Below are 22,658 nucleotides of genomic sequence, written 5' to 3'. Positions count from 1 at the left end.
CCACCCCTTCGGATCGACGAACGCAGCGTAGTCGCTCGGGTGTGTGCGGTGGGGGGAGGGCGACGCGGCCGGAACGGGCGCTGCCGCTGCGCTACGGTCTGGTTCCCCGAGAAAAAGCTTGCCCCGAGCGGCATGCCGAAGCAGGGGCGACCCGGGGCTTACGGGACGAATGTTAGCACGGCGCGCTGTATCGAACCGGACAACGGAGGACGCCCTGAGCAGCGAACCTCCTGCCTGGGTCGACGCCGTTCTCTCACGGCAGAGGTTCACGGCGTACCTGGCCGCCACCGGCGGCGACGCCGATGCAGCGGTCGAGCTGGAATGGTGGAACCTCGAGGTGGCGGCCGCGTTCGTGGTGCCGCTCAACCGGCTCGAACTGGCGCTGCGCAATGCGCTGCACCCCGTTCTCGCCGCGATGTTCCGCCGGCCGGACTGGTGGTATTCGGCGCCTCTCGACGACAACGGCAGGCGCAAGGTCACGGAGGCGAAACGGGCACTGGTCCGCCTCCACGGAAGGCCGGAGGTCGCGGACGATCTCGTGGCGCAGCTGACGTTCGGGTTCTGGATCTCGCTGGTCAGCAGCACCTACCACCGGACGCTGTGGGTGCCCGCCCTGCACCGCGTGTTCCCCGGAGCGGCCCGCCGGGACCTGCACGAGGACCTGCGGAACGTCCTCGTGCTGCGCAACCGGATCATGCATCACGAGCCCATCCATCATCGTCATCTCGACGCCGACCACGCCACGGTCTACCGGCTGCTGGAGCTCCTGTCCCCGGCGATCGTCGGGGAGCTGACCGGCCGTGATCGCGTACCGGCGATCCTGGCCCGGCGCGCCCCCTACGGCAGCTCGCCCGCCACGTAGGGGACGGTCTGCGGCCCCTCGGGCAGCACGCACAGCCGGGCCGCGGAGCCGGCCTCCCGCATGGCCTTCTCGACCGTGCCGACGATGTCGTCGGTCTGCTCGAGGTGGGCCGCGGCGAGGTCGGCGTCGGACAGGTACGAGGTGTGCATGACCACGCGGGAGTCGGACTGGATCCGGGCCTGGATCTGGATCTGCCACTGGTCGGGGATCGTGTGGTCGCGCCCGGCGATCTCCGCGAGCATCTGCTCGGGCGACGCGCCCGACGTCAGGGACTCGCGGTAGGAGCCGTGGTCGGGGAACCCGTCGCGGCACTCCGCCGCGCAGACGATCATCCCGCCCTTCCGGACCACCTGGTACGCGGCCGACATGCCCTTCACCGACTGGTACAGGTTCTGGTCGAGGGGATAGCCCGAGCCCGTCGTCACCACCACGTCGAACCGGCCGTCCACCGGCTGCATGGCGACGTCCTTGGCGAACGCGGTGGCCGCCTCGTGCATCGGGAGGAGGTCGCCGCCGAACGCCTCGACGATCGCCTGCTCGTCGTTGAGCACGACGTCGAGCGCGAACGTCACGCCGGTGGTCTCGGCGATGGTGCGCACGTCGTCGTGCACGGGGTTGCCGTGCGTGATCCCCCAGGTGGCGCGGGGGTCGCCGATGCGGGTGGCATCGTGCAGGACGAGCACCGTGTCGAGCGCCGCGAGCCCCGGAGCCACGAGCTTCGGACCACCCGAGAAGCCCGCGAAGAAGTGCGGCTCGACGAACCCCGTGGTGATCCGGACGTCCGCCTCGGTCCACTCGCGGTTGAGCCAGACGGGCACGTCGCGCCCGAACGTCCCGCGCCACACCATCGTGTCCATGGCCCGGGAGTCGTGGTTGACGATGCGGACGGAGTCGACGACCTCGTCGCCGAACATCGCCCGCAGCTCGTCGGGGGTGTTGGCGCGATGGGTGCCGGTGGCGACGAGGACGACGACGTCGTCGAGGTCGATGATCCCGTCCAGCTCCTCGAGCAGCGCGGGGATCATCAGGTGCCGCGGCTGCGGGCGGGTGATGTCGCACGCGGAGATCGCCACGGTCTGGCCGCGGGAGACGCGCTCCCGCAGCGGGGGACCGGCCACCGGCTTGCGCAGCGTCGTGCGGAGGGTCTCCCGCGGGTCGGCGGCCGCCTGCCGGGGGCTCGGCGTGACCACCGTGGCCCCGTCGGGCAGGTCCAGCCGAAGTCCGGTGTCGCCGTACGCGACTCGGGTCTGCATCGTTACCTCTCCGCCGTGCGTTCGTCGCTGCCGTGGGTTCGTCTCACCAGATACGTACCCGCTGGTCCGGGGGCGTGTACAGGGCGTCGGACTCCTGCACGTCGAACGCCTCGTGGAAGGCGTCGAGGTTGGTGACGACGGCGTTGCAGCGCAGGTCCGGCGGGGAGTGCGGGTCGACGGCCAGCCGGCGGATCGCCTCGGCCTCCCGGGTGACCGCCCGCCACACCTGGGCCCAGCCGATCAGCACCCGCTGCAGGCCCGTGAGACCGTCGAGCACCGGGGCCTCGGTGCCGTCGAGCGAGATCTTGTAGGCCTTCACCGCGATGGTGAGGCCGCCGAGGTCGCCGATGTTCTCGCCGACGGTGAGCGCGCCGTTGACCTTGTGGTCGGACAGCCCGAACGGCGACAGCGCGCTGTACTGCGCGATCAGCGCCTGGGAGCGGCGGTCGAACTCGGTGCGGTCGGCGGGCTCCCACCAGTCGGTCATGTTGCCGTCGCCGTCGTACTTCGAGCCCTGGTCGTCGAAGCCGTGGCCGATCTCGTGGCCGATCACCGCACCGATCCCGCCGTAGTTCGCGGCGTCGTCGGCCTCGGGGTCGAAGAACGGCGGCTGCAGGATCGCCGCGGGGAAGACGATCTCGTTCATGCGCGGGTGGTAGTAGGCGTTGACCGTCTGCGGCGTCATGAACCACTCCTTGCGGTCCACCGGCCTCCCGATCTTCGCGAGCTCGAAGTCGGTGCCCCACGCGCCGGCCCGCAGGACGTTGCCGAGCAGGTCGTCGGCCGCGATCTCCAGCGCCGAGTAGTCCTTCCACTCGTCCGGGTAGCCGATCTTCGGCGTGAAGCGCTCCAGCTTCGCCAGCGCGCGCTCCCGGGTCGCGGGGCTCATCCAGTCCAGCTCGCTGATGCTCTGCCGGTAGGCCTCCACGAGGTTCGCGACGAGCGTGACCATCCGCTCCTTGGACGACGCCGGGAAGTGCCGCTCGACGTAGAGCCGGCCCACGGCCTCGCCGAGCGCGCCCTCCACGAGCCCGACCCCGCGCTTCCACCGCTCGCGCAGCTGGGGCGTGCCCGAGAGGGTGCGGCCGTAGAAGGCGAAGTCCTCCTCGACGACGGCCTCGTTCAGGTAGTCGGCGCAGGCCGACGCGGTGCGGATCGCGAGCCACGCCTGCCACTGCTCCAGCGGGCGCTCCGCCCAGAGCTGCGCGGCGGCCGCGAGGAAGCTCGGCTGGCGGACCACCACCTCGTCGAACGTCCCCGCGGGCGCGCCGAGGGCGTCGAGCCAGGGATCCCAGTCGAACTCGGGTGCGAGCTCGCGCAGCTGCGCGAACGTCATCAGGGTGTAGGTCTTCTCCGCGTCGCGGTTGGTGACGCGGTCCCAGGAGACCGCCGCGATCGCCGTCTCCAGGTCCATCACCGTGGCCGCGAGCCCGGCGGGATCGGGCAGGCCGACCAGCTCCGCGAGCCGGGCCAGGTGCTCCACGTAGGCGGTGCGGATCTCGGCGTAGGAGTCCTCGCGGTAGTACGCCTCGTCGGGCAGCCCGAGCCCCGACTGCGACAGGTGCACGAGGTAGCGCGACGAGTCCTTGGCGTCGGTGCTGACGAACGACCCGAACAGCGACACGCGCCCCTCGCGCTGCCGCCGCCCGAGAACGACCGCCAGCGCAGCGCGGTCCGCGGCACCCGCCACCTCGTCGAGCAGCGGGCGCAGCGGCTCGACCCCCGCGGCCTCGATGCGCTCGACGTCCATGAACGAGGCGTAGAGATCGGCGATCTTGCGGGCGTCGTCGCCCGGCAGTGACCCCGCGTCCTCGACGATGGCCCGCACATCCTCCTCGGCGCGGTCGCGCAGCGCGTAGAACGCGCCGTCCTGCGACCGGTCCTCAGGTATCTCGTGTGTGCGCAGCCACTGGCCGTTGACGTGCTGGAACAGGTCGTCCTGAGGGCGGGTTCCCGCATCGACCCAGTCGAGATCGAGCCCGGTGCGCGTCGGTCGCGTCGAGGTGGTCACACCACATCCTGCCCCGAGGTCGAGCGAAACGGCCACGTCCCGCCCGCCGTGTCGCCGCAGGGGGGACCGATCAGCCGTCCGTCCGGTCCCGCGGGCCGGCTTCCGGCTCGTCGGGCTGCTCCATCGGCATGCTGGGTGCCCCGGGCGCGGGCACCGTGGTCGGGTCCTGGCCCAACTCGCCGTCGCCCTGCACCTCCGGCGGGAGCCGTTCCTCCGGCTCCCCGCCCTTGCCCGGCGGCTGCTGCTGCGCGGTCACGTCCCCTCCTCCGGTTGCCCTTCGGACGGCGTACCCGCTGGCGGGCGGCTGACGCGTGGACCTCAGACCGGCTGCGTGAGGTTGATCGCGTTGCCGTCCGGGTCCTTGATGTGCGCGACCCGCTGCCCCCACGGCATGTCGTTGGCCGGCCCGAGAACCTGCCCCCCGAGCTCCTCCACGCGCTCCAGCAGCTTGTCCACGTCCTCGACGTCGATGCTGAGCAGCAGGCGCTGCGGGATGGTCGTGTCGGCGGCGGCGTCGGACACGAGGCCGAGATGGGAGTCCCCGATCCGCAGGCCGACGAAGAACACCGCGCCGTCCTCGGGGTAGCGCTCGGCCTGCTCCGCCCCGAACAGGCCGGTGTAGAAGCGGAGCAGCGGTTCGACGTCGGGCGTCACGATCATCGGCGAGATGGTGCTCAACATTCCTCCAGGGATCGGCGTACGCACCTCCGACCACCCCCCGCCCCCAAACTCATCGCCGCGCCCCCCACCCCCGCCCCGCCCCCGCCCCGCGAGTCGCCCGTTCCGACCCCGCGAGTCGCCCGTTCCGCGTCGGCGAGTCGCCCGATGCCCGCCGTGGGTGTTCTTCGCAGAGGGCGTGGGTTCCTCGCAGATGCTGTGGGCTCTGCGAGGAACACATCCGCTCTGCGAGGACGCCCCGCGCCCGGGCGAGTCGCCCGATTCGGGGGTGCTTTGGCTCGTCAGCACCGGGAGGGTCGTGCCGTTCGGCGCCCGATCCGGGCGCGTGGTCAGCCGGACGGCGGCCGATGCGCTAGAACGATCGCATGGCGCAGGCGTACGTGATCGGCACCTTCGACACGAAGGACGCGGAACTGCAGTACGCCGCCGAACGGCTACGGGCCGCCGGCGCGGACGCGGTCACCGTCGACGTGTCGACCCAGCGCGGTGGGTCGGCGGCCGACGTGGCCGCGGAGGAGGTGGCGGCCCACCACCCCGGCGGCGCTGACGCGGTATTCACCGGTGACCGCGGCACGGCCGTCAGCGCCATGGCCGAGGCGCTGGTGCACTTCCTGGGCGCGCGCTCCGACGTGGCCGGGGTGCTCGGCCTCGGCGGCTCCGGTGGGACGGCGCTGATCACCCCGGCGATGCAGGCGTTGCCGGTCGGGGTCGGGAAGATCATGGTGTCGACGGTGGCGTCGGGGAACGTCGCTCCGTACGTCGGCGCCTCCGACATCGCGATGTGGTACTCCGTCACCGACGTCGCCGGCCTCAACCACATCTCCCGCCGCGTCATCGGCAACGCCGCGCACGCGCTCGCGGGCATCGTCCTGAACGAGATCCCCGCCACGGAGGACCGGCCCGCGGTGGGGCTGACGATGTTCGGCGTCACCACGCCGTGCGTCACGGCCGTGATCGAGCGGCTCGGGGACGCCGTCGACCCCCTCGTCTTCCACGCCACCGGCACCGGCGGGCGGGCCATGGAGAAGCTGGTGGACGACGGGCTCGTCAGCTCGGTGCTCGACATCAGCACCACGGAGGTGTGCGACCTGGTCGTGGGCGGAGTGATGGCGGCGACGGAGGACCGGCTGGGCGCGATCGCGCGCACCCGCGTCCCGTACGTCGGATCGTGCGGGGCGCTCGACATGGTCAACTTCGCCGCCCCCGCCACCGTCCCGGAGCAGTTCGCCGACCGCACCTTCTACGAGCACAACCCGCAGGTCACGCTCATGCGGACCACGCCGGAGGAGTGCGTCGAGATCGCCCGGTTCCTGGCCCGCAAGCTCAACGCGTGCGAGGGGCCGGTGCGGTTCCTGCTGCCGACCGGTGGGGTCTCCGCGCTCGACGCGCCGACGCTGCCGTTCTGGAACCCCGAGGCCGACGAGGCGCTGTTCGCCACGCTCGAGGCCGAGGTGAAGCAGACCGACCAGCGCAGGCTCGTCCGCCTGAAGCACCACATCAACGACCCCGAGTTCGCCGACGCGCTGGTCAGCGCGTGGCAGGAGGTGCAGCGGTGACCCGCTTCGTCCGTGCGGAGCTCGTCGAGAAGTTCCAGGACATGGCCCGGCGAGGTGAACCGATCGTCGGCGGCGGGGCGGGCACCGGGCTCTCGGCGAAGTGCGAGGAGGCCGGCGGCATCGACCTCATCGTCATCTACAACTCCGGGCGCTACCGCATGGCCGGCCGTGGTTCGCTAGCCGGCCTGCTGGCCTACGGCAACGCCAACGAGATCGTGGTCGAGATGGCGGCGGAGGTGCTGCCGGTCGTCGAGCACACCCCGGTGCTGGCGGGCGTCAACGGCACCGACCCGTTCATGATCACCGACCGGTTCCTGCGCGAGCTCACCGACCTCGGCTTCGCGGGGATCCAGAACTTCCCGACCGTCGGGCTCATCGACGGGGTGTTCCGCGCGAACCTTGAGGAGACGGGGATGGGCTACGGCCTGGAGGTCGACCTCGTCGCCGCCGCCCGCGCCGCCGACCTGCTCACCACGCCGTACGTCTTCTCCGCCGACGACGCCCGCGCCATGACCCGCGCCGGCGCCGACATCATCGTCTGCCACATGGGCCTGACGACCGGCGGTTCGATCGGCGCGGAGACCGCGAAGTCGCTGGACGACTGCGTGGAGCTGATCGACGAGTGGGCCGCCGCGGCCCGCGAGGTGCGCGAGGATGTGCTGGTGCTCTGCCACGGCGGCCCGATCGCGATGCCCGACGACGCCGCCCACGTCCTCGACCGGACGAAGCACTGCCACGGCTTCTACGGCGCCTCGTCCATGGAACGACTGCCCACCGAGAAAGCCCTCACCGACCAGACCCGCGCGTTCAAGACCCGTCTCACCCGCTAGGAGACCCTCATGCCCCGCCCGTACGCCAGTGGTGTCGTCCCCGGCTCCGTCGAGGAGGTCTGGACCCTCGTCCGTGACTTCAACGGAATGCCTGCCTGGCATCCTGGTATCGAGAAGAGCTCGCTGGACTCCGGCGGGTCCGGCACCGAGGTGGGAGCAGTCCGTCGCCTGACGCTGGGCGGGGGAGGGGTGGTGGTCGAACGGCTGCTCACCCTCGACGACCTGAGCCACACCTTCACCTACCAGATCCTCGAGAGCCCGTTCGCGGTGCGCCGCTACATCTCCACCTGCCGCATGGCGCCGGTCACCGACTCCGGGCACACGTTCATCGAGTGGTGGTCGGACTACGACTCCGAGGCCGCGGACGAGGAAGAGCTCACCAAGACCTTCGCCGGTGGGGTGTACGGGGGCGGGATCAAGGCGTTGCAGGAGCGGTTCGGGAGCTGAGACGACGACTGTCGTCGGTTTCCGTGAAGGCCGCTGACGTGGCTGTCCTTGCTGCTGTCGTGCGGGAGCACTACGCGGCAGACCGGGTTGATACCGGCGTCACGGAACCGGCGATGGTCGAGCACTCCGATTGTCGGGCCGTACGGTCAGGGCTGATCGACTGACCGCCGGCATCGCGGCCAGGACCGCGTATGAGCGGCTGTGCCACGATCTGTCCGTGGCGGGGTCGATCGGTCGACGGATAGCGGTCCACCGACGGCGAGGCGGATCCGATCTCGCCGTTGTCGCCTTCTGATGGCCGGCCGGCCGCTCACCCTCGTCGTGTGCGGGGCACCGCTGGCAGCGCGCGCCGCCGAGGTGGCGAACGTGCTGAGCGCGCGGTGGGTGGTGTCGATCGTCTCCACGAAAGCGGCGGGGACCTGGTTCCAGGGTGCGACGGCGGACGAACGACCACGTCCCGAGCAGGTCGTCGCCTGCCCGTTGACGTTCAACTCGGCGAACAAGGTGACGGCCGGGATCATGGACACCCCTGCCTCCGGGGTGCTGTGTGACGCCTTCGGCGCCGGGATCCCGGTCGTGGCGGTTCCCCTGGTCAACGACCGGCTCTGGGGCCATCCCGCGTGGGCGTCAACGCTGCGGGTGCTGAGAGAGGCGGGTGTCCGGCTGGTTGACCCGCAATCGGGGCGGGTCGGCGAGGTGACACCAGTGCGGTCGGGTACGGGTCCCGAGGTGGTCGCCATGTTCGACCCGTCGTGGGTGGTCGACGCACTGGGCTGAGGGTGCTCACTCGCCCGTTCGTGTGATCAGGAGCCGGCCACGTGACGACGCGAGCTCAGGAGGCGATGAATGGGACGGGCCAGGCGGTGGTCCGTGCGAGGGGGACGGTTTCGGCGCCTGCACCATGGGCTTCTCGATCTGGTCGACCTCCTCGACCCCGCACCGGGCGCACGTTCGCTTCCCGCCGACCGGGAGCGCGCGTGACGTTGTGCGGTGATCCCTCGATAGTCCGGAAAGCGGCGACGCCGCCGCCGTACACAGCAGTGAGCAAGGAGCGAGGGTGACCTCAGAACAGCCCGCACAACCGATCGCCATCACCCTCGAAGCCCGGTCGGTCCTCAGCTACGCGATGGCCCACAACGAGATCCCGGTGATCTCCCGCCTCGCCATCGAGCACGTCCCCGCTGACATCCAGGCAGCGCGGCTCCGGCTGGCGGTGGCCGATGCCACCGGGCCGATCGGCGACCCGCAGGAGATCCTCCTCGACCTACAGGCCGGGCTGCCCACGGTCCTGACCGACATCAGGCTCCTGCTCGAGCCAGCGGCGATGTTGCAGGTGGAGGAGCAGCGGCCGGCGGTGATCCAGGCGCTCCTGGAGATCGACGGCGAGGTGCACGCCGAGCAGGTCTTCCGCACGTGGGTGCTGGCCGCCCAGCAGTGGCTCGCGACCCCGCCCGCGCTCGCGCTGGAGATGCTCGCCGCGCACGTCATGCCGAACCACCCGGCGGTCACGGCCCTGATGCGCGAGGTCGCCCAGCACCTGGAGGCCGGCACGGGCAGCCCTTCTCTGGAGGGTTACCAGGCCGGTCCGGAGCGCGTGGACGAGATCGTCGCCGCTGTGTACGCGGCGATGCAGGCACGCGGCATCCGCTACGCCGAGCCGCCCGCGAGCTGGGCCGACATCGGGCAGAAGGTCCGGACTCCGGGCGAGGTGCTCGACGACCGCGTCGGGACCTGCCTGGACACCGTCGTCGTCATGGCCGCCGCGCTGGAGCAGGCCGGGGTGCGGCCGCTCATCTGGGTCGTCGACGACCATGCCTTCCTCGGCTACTGGCGCGAGGCGACGTCCCTCGGCGCGGTCGCGGAGTTCGACACCGCCGGTGTGGTCAACCGGATCGACCTCGGACAGATCGGCCTGGTGGAGACCACGGCGCTCATGCTGCGTCCCGAGGCGGTTCCGTTCGCCGAGGCGCAGCAGATGCCGTACGGGGCCCACCTGACCGGCGACCTCGCGAACGTGATCGGTGTCGTCGACGTCCACCAGGCGCGGGTGGACCGCATCGTCCCGCTGCCGGCGCGGACCCGGAGTGACGACGGGCAGGTGGTCGTCACCGCGTACGTACCTCCGGCGGTGAGCGCGGCCGGGTTCGCACCCGACGCCGGGCCGGGCCGTGTCGTGCCCGGGCGGGTTCCCGAACCCCGGAGAGTCACCACCTGGAAGAACGCCCTGCTCGATCTCAGCCTGCGCAACCGCCTGATCAACTTCACCCCGCGATCGGCGTTGTCGCTGGCCGTGCCGGAGCGGCGGCTCGGGCTGGTCGAGGACCTCCTCAACCGGGACGCCGCGATCACCCTGCGCCCGTCGGACGATCTCGCGGCCGTCGATCGTGAGCGGGGCGTCCGCCACGGCCGCGACCTGCCGCAGGCGCAGCTGGTCGATCTCCTGGAGGAGAAGCGAACCGTCCACGTCGATGTCACCGCCGCCGCGTACGCCTCGCGCATGCGCAGCGTGGCCTACAAGGCGCGGACGGTCGTCGAGGAGACCGGCGCCAACAACCTCTACCTGGCTCTCGGCTCGCTCGTGTGGGACCTGGACGGGCGCACGCTGCGCTCCCCTCTGATCCTGGTGCCGGTGGTGCTCACACCGGCGGGCCGCGGCGGCCGCTATCGGCTCTCCCTCGACGAGGCGGGCTCATCGACCCCGAACTACTGCCTCCTGGAGAAGCTGCGACAGGTGCACGGGCTCGACATCCCCGGGCTCGCCGATCCGGTCGCGGACGACTCGGGCATCGACGTCGAGGCCGCGTTCCGCGCGACGCGCCGGGCCATCGACGCGCGCGGGCTGCGGTTCCGCGTCGAGCCGACGGCCGATCTCGCCGTGCTGCAGTTCGCCAAGTTCCGCCTGTGGAAGGACCTCGACGAGAACTGGGCGACGTTCGAGGCGAACCCGCTCGTCGCGCACCTGATCCGGACGCCGACCGATGCGTTCGCCGACCCGGTGGACGCATCGGCCGCGTACGACCTCGACGGTCTCGACGAACGTTGCCCCGTTCCGGCCGACGCCTCTCAGCTGCGGGCGATCGCGGAAGCCACGGCCGGCCGCACGTTCGTCCTGGAGGGCCCGCCCGGCACCGGCAAGTCGCAGACCATCACGAACCTGCTGACGCACGCGGTCGCGGAGGGCAAGCGCGTCCTGTTCGTCGCGGAGAAGCGGGCAGCGCTCGACGTCGTGCAGAAGCGGCTCGACGCGGTCGGCATGGGACCGTTGTCGCTCGACCTGCACGACAAGGGCAGCAAGCCGGCGGCGGTTCGCGAACAGATCAAGAAGGCGCTCGACCACGTGGTCGCCGCGGATACCCAGGACCACGCCATCAAGGTCGAGGAGCTCCGTTCCGCCCGCCGCGGCCTCACCCGGTACGCCTACCGGCTCCATGAGCGCAACGGCGCCGGCCTGGCCCTGTACGAGGCGCGCGGCGCCGAGCTCGCGATCGGGGACGACGTCGCGCCGATGCCGGTGCCCGAGTCCGTGCTGGCCGGGGGCGCTGCGGACACCGTGGGACGGCTGCGGCAGCTGTTCAGCACCCTGCCCGACCGCGCGGACGCTGCACGGCCGCGACCTGAGCACCCGTGGGCCTTCATCGACTCCGTGGCGGGAGTCGACGTCCCCGCGGTGCACGTCGCTGCCCGGCGGTTCGATGCAGCCGTACTCGCGCTGCCCGACGTCCTCGATCCGGCGCTGGCAGCGGTCCGGGTGCCGGCGGATCTCGCTGTTCTCGCCGAACTAGTCGACGTCACGCTCTCGCTGCAGGTGCTCGACGAGTCGCGCTCACGCACCTGGGCAGATCCAGTTGTGGCGATCGTGAACGAGGTCGCAGACTTCGCCGCGGCGCCGCATCCGGGGCTGGACGTCGTCACGCCCGAGGTCCTCGGCCTGCCGATCGCCGACATCGACGCGGAGGCCAGGGCGGCAGCCGCATCCGGCTTCTTCGGCCGGAGGAAGCGCCTCTCCGCTGTGCGTGACCGGCTCGTCCCGGTGCTGCGGCCCGGAACCGCCGTCAAACCGAAACGGCTCACCGAGCTGACCGGCAAGCTCGTCGATCTCGTCGAGGCCGTTCAGGCACTGGCCGCGAAGATCGGCGCGATCCCGGGTCTGGAGCTCCCGGCTGCCTGGAACCCCTTCACCGAGGAGGGGCGCGTCGCGCTCACGGCTCGGATCGACCGGGTGCGCCGGGCCGGTCACCTGGTCGATCCGGCGGAGTCCACCCCGGAACGGGCGCCGTTCGTCCAGGCGCTGCGGGAGGTTCTCGACGGCGGGGTCGACGCCGATCCGCGACCCGTCCATGAGGCCGCCGCAGCCGCGGAGGCGCTGCTCCAGGTCTGCTGCAGCACACCGGCTGCGGTTGCCGAGTGGGCAGGCGTGCCTGGTCTCCTGGGTCGTTGGCAGCTCACTGCGGCGGAACGCGGCCTCGCCGACCCGCAGCTCGGTTCGCTGCGGTGCTGGCTCGACCTGCTCGCCCACCTCGAGCCGCTGCGAGCGCAGCACCTCGGTGAAGCGCGGGCTGCGGTGCTCGCCGGCTCGCTCGACCCGGACGACGCGCGGCGGTCGTTCGAGCTCGGGCTGGCTCGCGCCTCGATCGCGGAACGGCTCCGGACCACGGGGCTCGAGAGCTTCGACGCAGGCGCCCACGAACGCTCGATCGCGCGGTTCGTCACCGCGTCCCGCGCGGTGCGGAACCACCTGGCCACCGTCGTCCCGCAGCAGGTCCTGTCAGCCCGGGGCTTCAACCCTCGCGCCGCAGGTGGCCAGGTCGGCCAGCTGCAGCGGCAGCTGACCACCAGGCGTGGCGGCATGAAGGTGCGCGAGCTGATGAGCACCTTCGGTGACGTGATCACCCGCGCGCTGCCGTGTGTTCTGGTGAGCCCGGACTCCCTCTCGCGGTTCTTCCCCGCGACGGCCGGCCTCTTCGACATCGTGGTGTTCGACGAGGCCTCGCAGGTGCGCGTCGCCGACGCCATCGGTGCCATGGGCCGGGCCAGGTCGGTGGTGATCGTCGGCGACAGCATGCAGATGCCACCGACGTCGTTCGCGGAGAGCAGCTTCGGATCGGACGACCTCGATGCCGAGAGCTCCACGGACATGGTCGAGGACGAGGAGTCGATCCTCACCGAATGCGTCCAGGCGCGAGTGGAGCGCCACCGGTTGTCGTGGCACTACCGCAGCCAGGACGAGTCACTCATCGCGTTCAGCAACCACCACTACTACGACGGCGGCCTCTCCTCGTTCCCGGCGCCGGCGACCGGCGACACCGGCATCTCCCTGAGGCGGGTCGACGGGCACTTCCACCGTTCCGGCGCCCGCGCGACGTTGCGGACCAACCCGGTCGAAGCGGAAGCGGTCGTCTCGGAGATCTGGCAGCGCTTCGCGGCGTCACCGGACGTTGCACCGTCACTCGGCGTGGTGACGTTCAACCAGCAGCAGCGCACCCTCATCGAGGGTCGGCTGCGGGACATCGGCGACCAGCGCGTGATCGATGCGCTGGAGGACCCGGACGGCCTGTTCGTCAAGAACCTCGAGAACGTGCAGGGTGACGAGCGGGACGTGATCCTCTTCTCGACCGCGTTCAGCGTCAACGACAAGGGCGTGCTGCCGCTGAACTTCGGGCCGCTCAACCGTGCCGGCGGCGAGCGCCGCCTGAACGTCGCGGTGTCCCGCGCCCGCCGCCAGGTGATCGTCTTCTCGAGCTTCTATCCCGGGCAGCTGCGCACGGAGGAGACGTCGTCGGTCGGGTTGAGGCACCTGCGCACCTACCTCGAGATGGCGGCGCACGGTCCGTCGGTGCTGCCGCGCGGTGCGCAGCGCAGCACGGTTCCCGACCGGCACCGCGAGGAGATCGCCTCCCGCCTGCGGGACAGAGGCGTGGAGGTGCAGACGAACGTCGGGCTCTCGGAGTTCGCGATCGATCTCGTGCTAGGGGATCCGGAGAAGCCCCGCGTCGCCGTCCTGCTCGACGGGCGGGCGTGGTCCCAGCGCCTCACCGTGCGAGACCGGGACGCGCTGCCGCGTGAGGTCCTGACCGACGTGCTGCGCTGGCCGTCCGTCGAGCGGGTGTGGCTGCCGACGTGGCTCGCGGATCCGGAGGTGGTGCTCGACCGTCTCGTGGCCGCTGCCGGGGAGGCACCGCGACCCGCGGCGATCGTCGAGATCGAGCCACCGGTGGCAACGCCTCCGTCACCGGTCGTGCCGGTCATCGCCTCGGCCGTGGCAGTGGCGCCCCCGCGCGACGATGTCGCATGGCCTCCTGCACCCGAGGTCTTCGTCCCGTGGCCGGTGCGCCACCTCGGGAGCGTCGACGTCCTGGACGCTCTTCCCGAGCGGGCGGCGGCGTTGGCGGTGTCGGCGGCACTCACCGCGGTCGTGGACGCGGAGGGGCCGATCCACACGGACAGGCTGGCGCAGCTCGTGGCGAACGCGTTCGGGCTGCGGCGCGTCGCGGAGACCCGGAGGACGGCGATTCTGCGCCACCTGCCGCGAGCGCTGCGGCGGGACGATGTGGAGGCGGTCATCTGGCCCGACGCCCGGGCGCCCGAGGAGTGGGAGGGGTTCCGCAGCACCCCGGAGGGGGTGGACCGCCCGCTCGAACACGTGCCGCTGAGAGAGATCGTCAACGCGATGGTGCCCGCAACGCGAGCCGCGGCCGGGATGTCGCGGGAGGAGCTGCACCGCGAGGTGCTGGCCGTGTTCGGGTGGCGACGGCGGACCCGCGGCGCGACCGAGCGGATGGACGCGGCGCTGGAGCTCGGCGTCCGGTCCGGTCGGTTGCGGTTCGACGGTGCGATGGTGACGCCGGGCTGAACGGCCCGGAGTTCGACGCCCTTCTCCGCCGGAAAGCCCGGCTCCGGCCCACCGCCGGTCGGCTGAGCAGCCGTTGCCGCTCTACGTCATCGTGCTCGTGCTGGTCGCGGTGGCCGGGGTGCTGCTGGTGGCGGGGATCGTGACCCTGGCCCTGGAATCGGCGCGGCTGAACGCAGCGCGTTCGCGGGCCCGTCCGAATGAGCGTGGGCACTTGCCCGGCAGTACTGGATCGACGCGCTGCGCGTCGCGCGGCCGGAGGCGTGATCCCTGCGAGAAGACCTCGGGCGCCCGGCGGTGGCCTGCCGATCCCGCGTCTCAGCCGCTATGGGCCTTTGCCTCGTCGATCCAGGTCTGGCACTCCTTCTCCGAGAGTCCTCGTACGGAACCATGCCTCGACTCGATCATCTGCTTGAGGTTGGCGGCGTTGCGATGGCGCAACTCCTTGATCGAGTCGATGCCGACGCTCTTCAGGATTTCGGCGTAGCGGGGGCCGATGCCCTTGATCTCCGCCAGGTCGTTCTCCACGTGAGCCATGGTGTCTCCCTCTCATCTCGCTACTCGGCGTTGTCCGGCTGTTCCCGTCGGTGAAGGTCCCCACACACAGAAACACCCATAAGTGCATGAACCACCCGTCCGTGGGGAACGGTCCTGTGTGCCGGAGAAGGATGCGTACACCGTCGAGCCCTGGTGCGTGCGGGAGCCGGAGCTGCGGCTCGATGTCCTCGCCGACACCGAGACCGTCTTCGCGCTGTCCAACGGCTGTCTCGGCCTGCGCGGCACCCTCGATGAAGGTGAGCCCGTCGCGCAGCGAGGCAGCTACCTCGCCGGGTTCCACGAGCTGCGCACGTTCGAGTACCCCGAGACGGCTGCAGGGGACCCTCAGGCGACGCAGACGCTCGTGAACACGATCGACGGCACCTTCGTGCGGTTGCTCGTCGACGGCCACCCGTTCGACGTGCGGAGCGGGGAGCTGCTCGACCACGAGCGGGTACTCGATCTCCGGGCCGGGACGCTGCGGCGTCGAGCGCGGTGGCGCACCCCCGACGACCGGGTCGTGGAGATCGAGTCGGAGCGGCTCGTGTCGTTCGCGCACCGCGGCGGGGCGGCGATCCGCTACAGCGTCCGGGCCGTCGACGCGCCGGTGGAGGTCGTCCTGCAGTCGGGTCTCGTCGCGAACGCCCAGCTGCCCGACCTGCCGCCCGTCCCGAGTCCCGATGATCTCCTCAATCACCCGCTGGTCGGCTGCGAGCACCGGGCGTCCGGGACCCGGCTCACCCTGGTGCACCGCGCTCGCCGCTCCGGTCTTCTCGTCGGCGCGGCCGCCGACCACGAGCTCGACGCCCCGCAGGACTTCGAGGTGCACGCGGAGAGCGAGGAGGACGCGGCCCGCTTCACCGTGACCGGGCGGCTCGAGACCGGCGCCGCGATCACCCTGGTCAAGTACCTCGGCTATGCCTGGTCCGGGGACCGCTCGCTGTCGGCTGTGCGGGACGAGGTGGCGGCGGCGGTCACGGCGGTGCGGCACACGGGCTGGGACGAGCTGCTCGCCGCCCAGCGGCGCACGCTCGACGAGTTCTGGGAGTCGGCCGACGTCGAGATCGACGGCGACGACGAGCTGCAGCAGGCGGTCCGGTTCGCGCTGTGGCACCTGCTGCAGGCCACGCTCCGCGCGGAGGGCCGGGCGATCGCCGGCAAGGCGCTCACCGGCACCGGGTACGAGGGCCATGCGTTCTGGGACACCGAGACCTTCGTGCTGCAGGTGATGACCGCCGTCCGGCCCGAGGTCACCCGGCACGCACTGGGGTGGCGCCACGCCATCCTCGACAAAGCCCGTGCCCGCGCCCGTCAGCTCGACCTGCAGGGAGCTGCGTTCCCGTGGCGCACCATCGCAGGCGAGGAGTGCTCGGGCTACTGGCCGGCGGGCACCATCGCGTTCCACGTGAACGCCGACATCGCCGACGCGGTGATCCGCTACGTCGACTCCACGGACGACGAGGAGTTCGCGCGCACGACCGGGCTGGATCTGCTGGTGGAGACGGCGCGGCTGTGGATGTCGCTGGGACACCATGGCCGCGACGGGGCGTTCCACATCTACGGGGTGACGGGCCCGGACGAGTACAGCGCACTGAGCGACGACAACGTCTACACGAACCTGATGGCGCAGCGGAACCTGCGCGGTGCCGCGAACTGGGCGCAGAAGCACCGTGACAGCGCCGAGGCTCTCGACGTCGGGGACGACGAGATCGCGTCGTGGCTCGACGCGGCCGACGCGATGTTCGTGCCCTATGACGAGGATCTGGGTGTGCACCCGCAGGCGGCCGGGTTCACCGACCAACCCCGGTGGGACTTCGCCGGCACCCCGGAGGACCACTACCCGTTGCACTCGCACTACCCGTACTTCCAGCTCTACCGCAAGCAGGTCGTGAAGCAGGCCGACCTCGTGCTCGCGATGTTCCTGCGGGGGGACGCCTTCACCGACGAGGAGAAGGCCCGGAACATGGACTACTACGAGCAGCTGACGGTGCGTGACTCCTCGTTGTCCGCGAGCAACCAGGCCGTGCTCGCCGCCGAGGTCGGCTACCTCGACCTCGCACACGACTACGTCGCCGAGTCGGCGTTGGCGGACCTGCGCGACCTCGAGCACAGCACGGCCGACGGTCTGCACCTCGCGGCGCTGGCCGGCACCTGGATCGCGATCGTCGCGGGGTTCGGCGGCCTGAGGCAGGTCGACGCCGTGCTGCACTTCCGGCCCGCGCTGCCGAGCAGGTTGCAGCGGCTGTGTTTCCGCATGTGCTTCCGTGGGCGCCTGCTCAGGGTGAGTGTGGAGGCGGGAACGGCCACCTACGAGGTGCTGCGTGGCGAGCCGCTGGTCGTGCTCCACGAAGGCGACGAGGTGGAGCTGACCGCTGGCGTGCCCGTGGAACGGCCACTGACCCCGCGCGAGGAGCGCACCCCACCGCGCCAACCGGAGACCCGCGCCCTCGGCCGGCGGGCCCGCCCGCCCGAAGCCGCCTGAGCGGCGTGGCCTCCTGCTGACGCCTCGGGGCCCGCGCTGCGCCGGTCATGTGCACGGTGCCGGGCCTGTCGAAGTGATCCCGCAGTAGATCGCGCCCTGGCATCCGCCCAGCTCGGTCGACGGGCATCACCGTTCGCGATCGACGTCGCTCACGCGCTCGGTGCCGTTTGACCGGCGGTGTCCGTATCGGCATCGCCCGTTCGGACCGGCTGCCGCGGTCTTCACGCCCGGGTGGTCCGGCCGTTGCGCGGTGGTTGTGGCGGGTTGTGCTGTGAGTGATCCCCTTGCGCCTCTGATCGGTAGTTGGTCTCGCTAGGGAGATACATGCCAGAGCACACTGCTAAGCCGAGGCCCCACTGGTCGCCCACCCGGCGACAGCTGCTGCGGGTCGGTGCGGTCGGTGCGGTCGGTGCCGCTGCGCTTGGTGTCTCGTCTCTGGGGGAATCCGCGGCGTGGGCCCAAGCAGGTCCGGCCGGAGGGCCGGTGCGCGAGCCGTTCACGCTCGGTGTGGCCTCCGGTGATCCGATGCCTGACGGTGTGGTGCTCTGGACCCGACTGGCCCCTGAGCCACTCGCCGAGGACGGGCTCGGTGGCATGCCCGACAGGCCCGTGCCGGTGCAGTGGGAGGTGTCCAAGGACGAGAGCTTCCGTCAGGTGGTGGCCCGGGGGACCGAGCTCGCCCGGCCGGAGGAGGCGCACTCGGTGCACGCCGAAGTGGCGGGCCTGCAGTCCGGTGCTGCGTACTTCTACCGCTTTCGTGCAGGCTCCGAGCTGAGCCCCGTGGGCCGCACGAAGACCGCGCCGGGCCCCGGCGCCCGGTTGGACCGGTTCGCCTTCGCCCTGGCCAGCTGCCAGAACTACCCGGCAGGGTTCTACACGGCCTACGCCCACATGGCCGAGGAGAACCTCGATCTGGTCGCCTTCGTCGGCGACTACATCTACAACGGGGACGGTCAAGGAACCATCGGGCGGGGCTGGCTGCCGGTTCGTGAGGTCAAGACACTGGCGGATTACCGCATTCGGCTGGGGCAGGTCAAGAGCGATCCTGATCTGAAGGCGGCGCACTCCGCATTCCCGTGGGTGGTCACCTTCGACGACCATGAGGTGGCGAACAACTGGGCCGGCGACGACGCCGACCCGGATGTCCCCGTGAGCGAATTCCTTGCCCGCCGCGCGGCCGCGTTCCAGGCGTACTACGAGCACATGCCTCTGCGCCGGGCGCAGCGACCGGTCGGTCCGGACGTACAGATCTACCGCCGCCTGACCTTCGGTGATCTGATCGACCTCTACGTGCTGGACACCCGGTCGTACCGTAGTGACCAGGTCCCGCAAGCGCAGCGGTACGACCCGAGCCGCACCATCCTCGGCGATGTGCAGGAGAGCTGGCTGAGTCAGGCGCTGGCCGGACCCACGGCCCGCTGGAACGTACTGGCCCAGCAGGTGTTCTTCTCCCAGAGAGACTTCACTGCCGGCCCGGATCAGGGCTTCAACGATGACTCCTGGGACGACTACGCCGTGGCCCGCGATCGACTTCGCGACCATCTCGCCACGGTCGGCACGAGCAACCCGATCGTGCTCTCCGGCGACGTCCACATGAACTACGTCTGCGACATCAAGGCCGACTTCAACGACCCCAACTCCAGAACGGTGGCCACCGAGTTGGTAGGGACCTCCATCAGTTCGGAGGGCGACGGGAAGGCGAACCCGGTCGGCGACGCAAAACAGATGGCCGAGAACCCGCACATCAAGTTCATCAACCGCGACCGGGGCTACGTGCGCACTGTCGTCACTCCCACGGAGTGGACCGCAGATTTCCGGACCGTCGACTATGTGTCCCGGCCCGGGGCCCCAGTAGGTACCCGCGCCAGCTTCGTCATCGAGGACGGGCGGCCCGGCGCAAGGTCCGTCCAGCCGCCTCCGGCGTGATTGCCGCGTAGTCGGCGCCGGTTGCCGACATCGCCCCCGTGGTCAGCGACTGGCGATACGTCCGGAACGGCGCGACAGTGCCTTGCGACGTCACCCGCCTGATCGTCAGACGCTCTCGAAGAACAGGAAGTCCCCGACCTGGGTGGTCTCGAGCTGAATCCGGTCGGCCAGGTTCGCGCTGACCCACGAGGCGGCCAGCTCATTGGCTTTCTGGGCCTGCTCCGCTGCAGCAGGGAGGGGCCAGGAGCGACCCGTCCGAGCGCGCCACCGTCGCAACGTGCTGTTGAAAACCCGCACCGCCAGGTCCAGAGTGCGGGGGTGGCCGCGCCCTGACGCCGGCTTCCGTGAGGTTGAGCTGATGCCGAAGTACGTGTACGAGTTCAGCGAGGGCGGCAAGGACCAGAAGGACCTGCTGGGAGGCAAGGGGGCCAACCTTGCCGAGATGACGCGGCTCGGCCTGCCGGTGCCGCCGGGCTTCACGGTGACGACCGAGGCGTGCCGGCGGTACCTGGCCGACGGGGTGGTGCCGCCGGAGCTGCGGGTGCAGGTGACGCGGGCGCTGCGGGCGTTGGAGGACAAGGTCGGCCGGCAGCTCGGGGACCCGAAGGATCCTCTGCTGGTGTCGGTGCGCTCGGGGGCGAAGTTCTCGATGCCCGGGATGATGGAGACCGTTCTCAACATCGGGCTGAACGATGTGTCGGTGCGGGGTCTCGCCGCCGTGTCGGGCGACGAGCGGTTCGCCTGGGACTCCTACCGGCGGCTGATCGCGATGTTCGGCAGGACCGTGCTCGGCATCGACGGGGAGTCGTTCGTCGAGGCGATGGACGCCATGAAGCGCACGCGCGGCGTCACCCAGGACGTCGACCTCGACGCGAACGACCTCGAGGAGCTCGTCGAGGCCTACAAGAAGGTGGTGCACCAGGAGACGGGACGGTCGTTCCCGCAGCAGCCGCGCGAGCAGCTCGACCTGGCGATGAACGCCGTGTTCGACTCCTGGAACACCGAGCGGGCGCGGCTCTACCGCCGCCGCGAGCGGATCCCGCACGACCTGGGCACCGCGGTGAACGTGGTCGCGATGGTGTTCGGCAACCTGGGCCCGGACTCGGGGACCGGGGTGTGTTTCACCCGCGACCCGGCCAGCGGCCGGCAGGGCGTCTACGGCGACTACCTGCCCAACGCGCAGGGCGAGGACGTCGTCGCCGGCATCCGCAACACCCTCACCCTGGCGGACCTGGCCGAGCGTGACCCGGGGTCGGCGAGGCAGCTGTACGCGGTGATGCGCCGGTTGGAGACCCACTACCGGGACCTGTGCGACATCGAGTTCACCATCGAGCGCGGCACGCTGTGGATGCTGCAGACGCGGGTCGGCAAGCGCACCGCCGCCGCCGCGTTCCGGATCGCCGTCCAGCTGGTCGACGAGCAGCTGATCACGCTGGACGAGGCGTTGCAGCGGGTCACGGGTGACCAGCTCGCACGACTGATGTTCCCGCAGTTCGACCGCTCCGCCACTCGGACCCGACTCGCCACCGGCTTGGCCGCATCGCCGGGCGCGGCCGTGGGGGAGGCCGTGTTCGACTCCGCCACGGCCGTCGCGCGTCACGCCGCCGGCGACTCGGTCATCCTCGTGCGCCGGGAGACCAACCCGGACGACCTCGAGGGCATGATCGCGGCCGCCGGGGTGCTGACCAGCCGCGGCGGCAAGACCTCGCACGCCGCGGTGGTGGCCCGCGGCATGGGCCGCACCTGCGTGTGCGGGGCGGAGGCCATCGACGTCGACGCCGCGGCCCGCACCGCGCGCGTCGGCGACATCGTCGTCAGCGAGGGTGACGTCATCGCCATCGACGGGTCCACCGGCGAGGTGTTCCTCGGCGACGTGCCGGTGATGACCTCACCGGTAGCGACGTACCTGGAGGAGGGCCTGGACACCGCGCTGTCCGAGGTGGACGAGGAGACCGCCGAGCTGGTGCAGGCCGTGCACCGCATCCTCACCCACGCCGACGCCACCCGGCGCCTCGGCGTGCGGGCCAACGCCGACACCGGCGAGGACGCGGCGCGCGCCCGCCGGCTCGGCGCCGAGGGCATCGGCCTGTGCCGGACCGAGCACATGTTCCTCGGCGACCGGCGCGCGCTCGTCGAGCGCCTGATCCTCGCCGACTCCGCTGCCGCGCGGTCCTCGGCGCTGGAGGCGTTGACGCCGAGACAGCGCGGCGACTTCGTCGAGCTGCTGGAGGCGATGGACGGGCTGCCGGTGACGATCCGCCTGCTCGACCCGCCGCTGCACGAGTTCCTGCCCGACCGGACCGAGCTGTCCGTCCGGGTCGCGGTCGGACGGGAACGCGGGGAGGACACCGCCGCCGACGAGACGCTGCTCGCCGCGGTGGAGAGGCTGCACGAGTCCAACCCGATGCTGGGCCTGCGAGGTGTGCGGTTGGGGCTGGTCGTGCCCGGGTTGTTCGCGATGCAGGTCCGCGCGATCGCCGAGGCGGCCGCGGATCGCATCAAGGCCGGCGGCGACCCGCAGGTGGAGATCATGGTTCCGCTCGTGGGGTCGGTGATGGAGCTGCACCTGATCCGGGACGAGACGGACGGCGTTCTCGCCGATGTCGCCGAGCGGGAGGGCGTCACCCTCGACATTCCCGTCGGAACGATGATCGAGCTGCCCCGAGCGGCGCTCACCGCGGCGAGGATCGCCGAGGCAGCCGACTTCTTCTCGTTCGGCACCAACGACCTCACCCAGACCGCGTGGGGGTTCTCCCGCGACGACGTCGAGGCGGCCTTCTTCGCCGCCTACCTGGACAAGGGCGTGTTCACCGTGTCGCCCTTCGAGACGCTCGACGCCATCGGCGTCGGCAGGCTCGTCCGCATCGCCGTCGAGGAGGGCCGGCGGGCGCGGCCGGGGCTCAAGATGGGGGTGTGCGGCGAGCACGGCGGCGACCCGGAGTCCGTGCACTTCTTCCACGAGGTCGGGCTCGACTACGTCTCCTGCAGCCCGTTCCGCATACCCGTCGCCCGCCTCGAGGCGGGCCGCGCCGCCATCACCCACGACGACACCGCCGCCGGCCTGGCCGGAGCCCGCTGACGAGCGCCGTCACTCGGCGGCCGGCGTCGAGCCTTCGCCACCGGGGTACCTGTCGCCGGATGACGTGACGCGGGTCGACGCACCGTCACATCGTGGACGTTTCAGGGGGAACCTGCGGCGTGCGGTGCCACCCGCACACAGCGCTGTGGC

General features: G+C 71.1%; 14 protein-coding genes. 9 read left to right on the top strand and 5 right to left on the bottom strand.

Features of this window, described 5'->3' with window-relative positions:
- Nucleotides 1-169: 169 nt before the first annotated feature.
- On the top strand, nt 170-862 hold the full coding sequence (locus ACQPZA_RS26185; protein ID WP_433274699.1) for a hypothetical protein: 693 nt from the start codon (nt 170-172) through the stop codon (nt 860-862).
- Here ACQPZA_RS26185 and larA read toward each other — a convergent pair.
- The 4 genes from larA to ACQPZA_RS26165 form a co-directional block, all read right to left on the bottom strand.
- Nucleotides 838-2,115, bottom strand: coding sequence for a nickel-dependent lactate racemase (larA, locus tag ACQPZA_RS26180; RefSeq protein ID WP_433274697.1), 1,278 nt, complete (start codon nt 2,113-2,115; stop codon nt 838-840). The two genes, ACQPZA_RS26185 and larA, sit on opposite strands and share 25 nt — an antisense overlap.
- Before the next feature lie 43 nt (nt 2,116-2,158).
- A complete protein-coding gene (locus ACQPZA_RS26175; RefSeq protein WP_433274695.1) occupies nt 2,159-4,126 on the bottom strand; it encodes a M13 family metallopeptidase in 1,968 nt (655 codons plus the stop codon).
- A 70-nt stretch (nt 4,127-4,196) separates the two neighbouring features.
- Complete coding sequence (locus ACQPZA_RS26170) at nt 4,197-4,382, bottom strand: hypothetical protein (protein ID WP_433274693.1); 186 nt, start codon at nt 4,380-4,382, stop codon at nt 4,197-4,199.
- A 62-nt stretch (nt 4,383-4,444) separates the two neighbouring features.
- Nucleotides 4,445-4,786 carry a VOC family protein gene (locus ACQPZA_RS26165; RefSeq protein ID WP_433274691.1) on the bottom strand — a complete coding sequence of 114 codons (342 nt, stop codon included), beginning with the start codon at nt 4,784-4,786 and terminating at the stop codon, nt 4,445-4,447.
- 383 nt (nt 4,787-5,169) lie between these two features.
- Here ACQPZA_RS26165 and ACQPZA_RS26160 point away from each other — a divergent pair, with 383 nt between their 5' ends.
- The 5 genes from ACQPZA_RS26160 (at nt 5,170) to ACQPZA_RS26140 (ending at nt 14,487) form a co-directional block, all read left to right on the top strand.
- Entirely contained in the window at nt 5,170-6,360 is a 1,191-nt protein-coding gene (locus ACQPZA_RS26160; RefSeq protein WP_433274689.1) for a Tm-1-like ATP-binding domain-containing protein, read from the top strand.
- Nucleotides 6,357-7,190 carry a phosphoenolpyruvate hydrolase family protein gene (locus ACQPZA_RS26155; RefSeq protein WP_433274687.1) on the top strand — a complete coding sequence of 278 codons (834 nt, stop codon included), beginning with the start codon at nt 6,357-6,359 and terminating at the stop codon, nt 7,188-7,190. The genes ACQPZA_RS26160 and ACQPZA_RS26155 overlap by 4 nt, the downstream gene beginning before the upstream one ends.
- A gap of 9 nt (nt 7,191-7,199) precedes the next feature.
- A complete protein-coding gene (locus tag ACQPZA_RS26150) occupies nt 7,200-7,637 on the top strand; it encodes an SRPBCC family protein (protein ID WP_433274685.1) in 438 nt (145 codons plus the stop codon).
- Nucleotides 7,638-7,931: 294 nt separating this feature from the next.
- Nucleotides 7,932-8,414, top strand: a complete 483-nt coding sequence (locus ACQPZA_RS26145) for a flavoprotein (protein WP_433274683.1) — start codon at nt 7,932-7,934, stop codon at nt 8,412-8,414.
- 280 nt (nt 8,415-8,694) lie between these two features.
- Nucleotides 8,695-14,487 carry a DUF3320 domain-containing protein gene (locus tag ACQPZA_RS26140; protein ID WP_433274681.1) on the top strand — a complete coding sequence of 1,931 codons (5,793 nt, stop codon included), beginning with the start codon at nt 8,695-8,697 and terminating at the stop codon, nt 14,485-14,487.
- 315 nt (nt 14,488-14,802) lie between these two features.
- Here the strand turns inward: ACQPZA_RS26140 and ACQPZA_RS26135 are convergent, their stop codons facing one another.
- The gene (locus ACQPZA_RS26135; RefSeq protein WP_433274679.1) at nt 14,803-15,012 is read right to left on the bottom strand and encodes a DUF4332 domain-containing protein; all 210 of its coding nucleotides are present in this window, start codon (nt 15,010-15,012) and stop codon (nt 14,803-14,805) included.
- Between the two features lie 127 nt (nt 15,013-15,139).
- Between ACQPZA_RS26135 and ACQPZA_RS26130 the strand changes: the two genes are divergently transcribed.
- The 3 genes from ACQPZA_RS26130 to ppdK all read left to right on the top strand — a co-directional run bounded on the left by ACQPZA_RS26130 (nt 15,140) and on the right by ppdK (nt 22,508).
- Entirely contained in the window at nt 15,140-17,503 is a 2,364-nt protein-coding gene (locus tag ACQPZA_RS26130) for a glycoside hydrolase family 65 protein (protein ID WP_433274677.1), read from the top strand.
- Between the two features lie 324 nt (nt 17,504-17,827).
- The gene (locus ACQPZA_RS26125; protein WP_433282993.1) at nt 17,828-19,429 is read left to right on the top strand and encodes an alkaline phosphatase D family protein; all 1,602 of its coding nucleotides are present in this window, start codon (nt 17,828-17,830) and stop codon (nt 19,427-19,429) included.
- A gap of 358 nt (nt 19,430-19,787) precedes the next feature.
- Nucleotides 19,788-22,508: a pyruvate, phosphate dikinase gene (ppdK, locus tag ACQPZA_RS26120; protein WP_433274675.1), complete on the top strand. Its 2,721-nt coding sequence runs from the start codon at nt 19,788-19,790 to the stop codon at nt 22,506-22,508.
- Nucleotides 22,509-22,658 lie beyond the last annotated feature (150 nt).

The sequence above is a fragment of the Pseudonocardia xinjiangensis genome, from assembly GCF_050948425.1.
Lineage (GTDB): Bacteria > Actinomycetota > Actinomycetes > Mycobacteriales > Pseudonocardiaceae > Pseudonocardia > Pseudonocardia xinjiangensis.
Note: the sequence above shows the minus strand (reverse complement) of the source record. Positions and strands in the feature narration are given on the sequence as shown.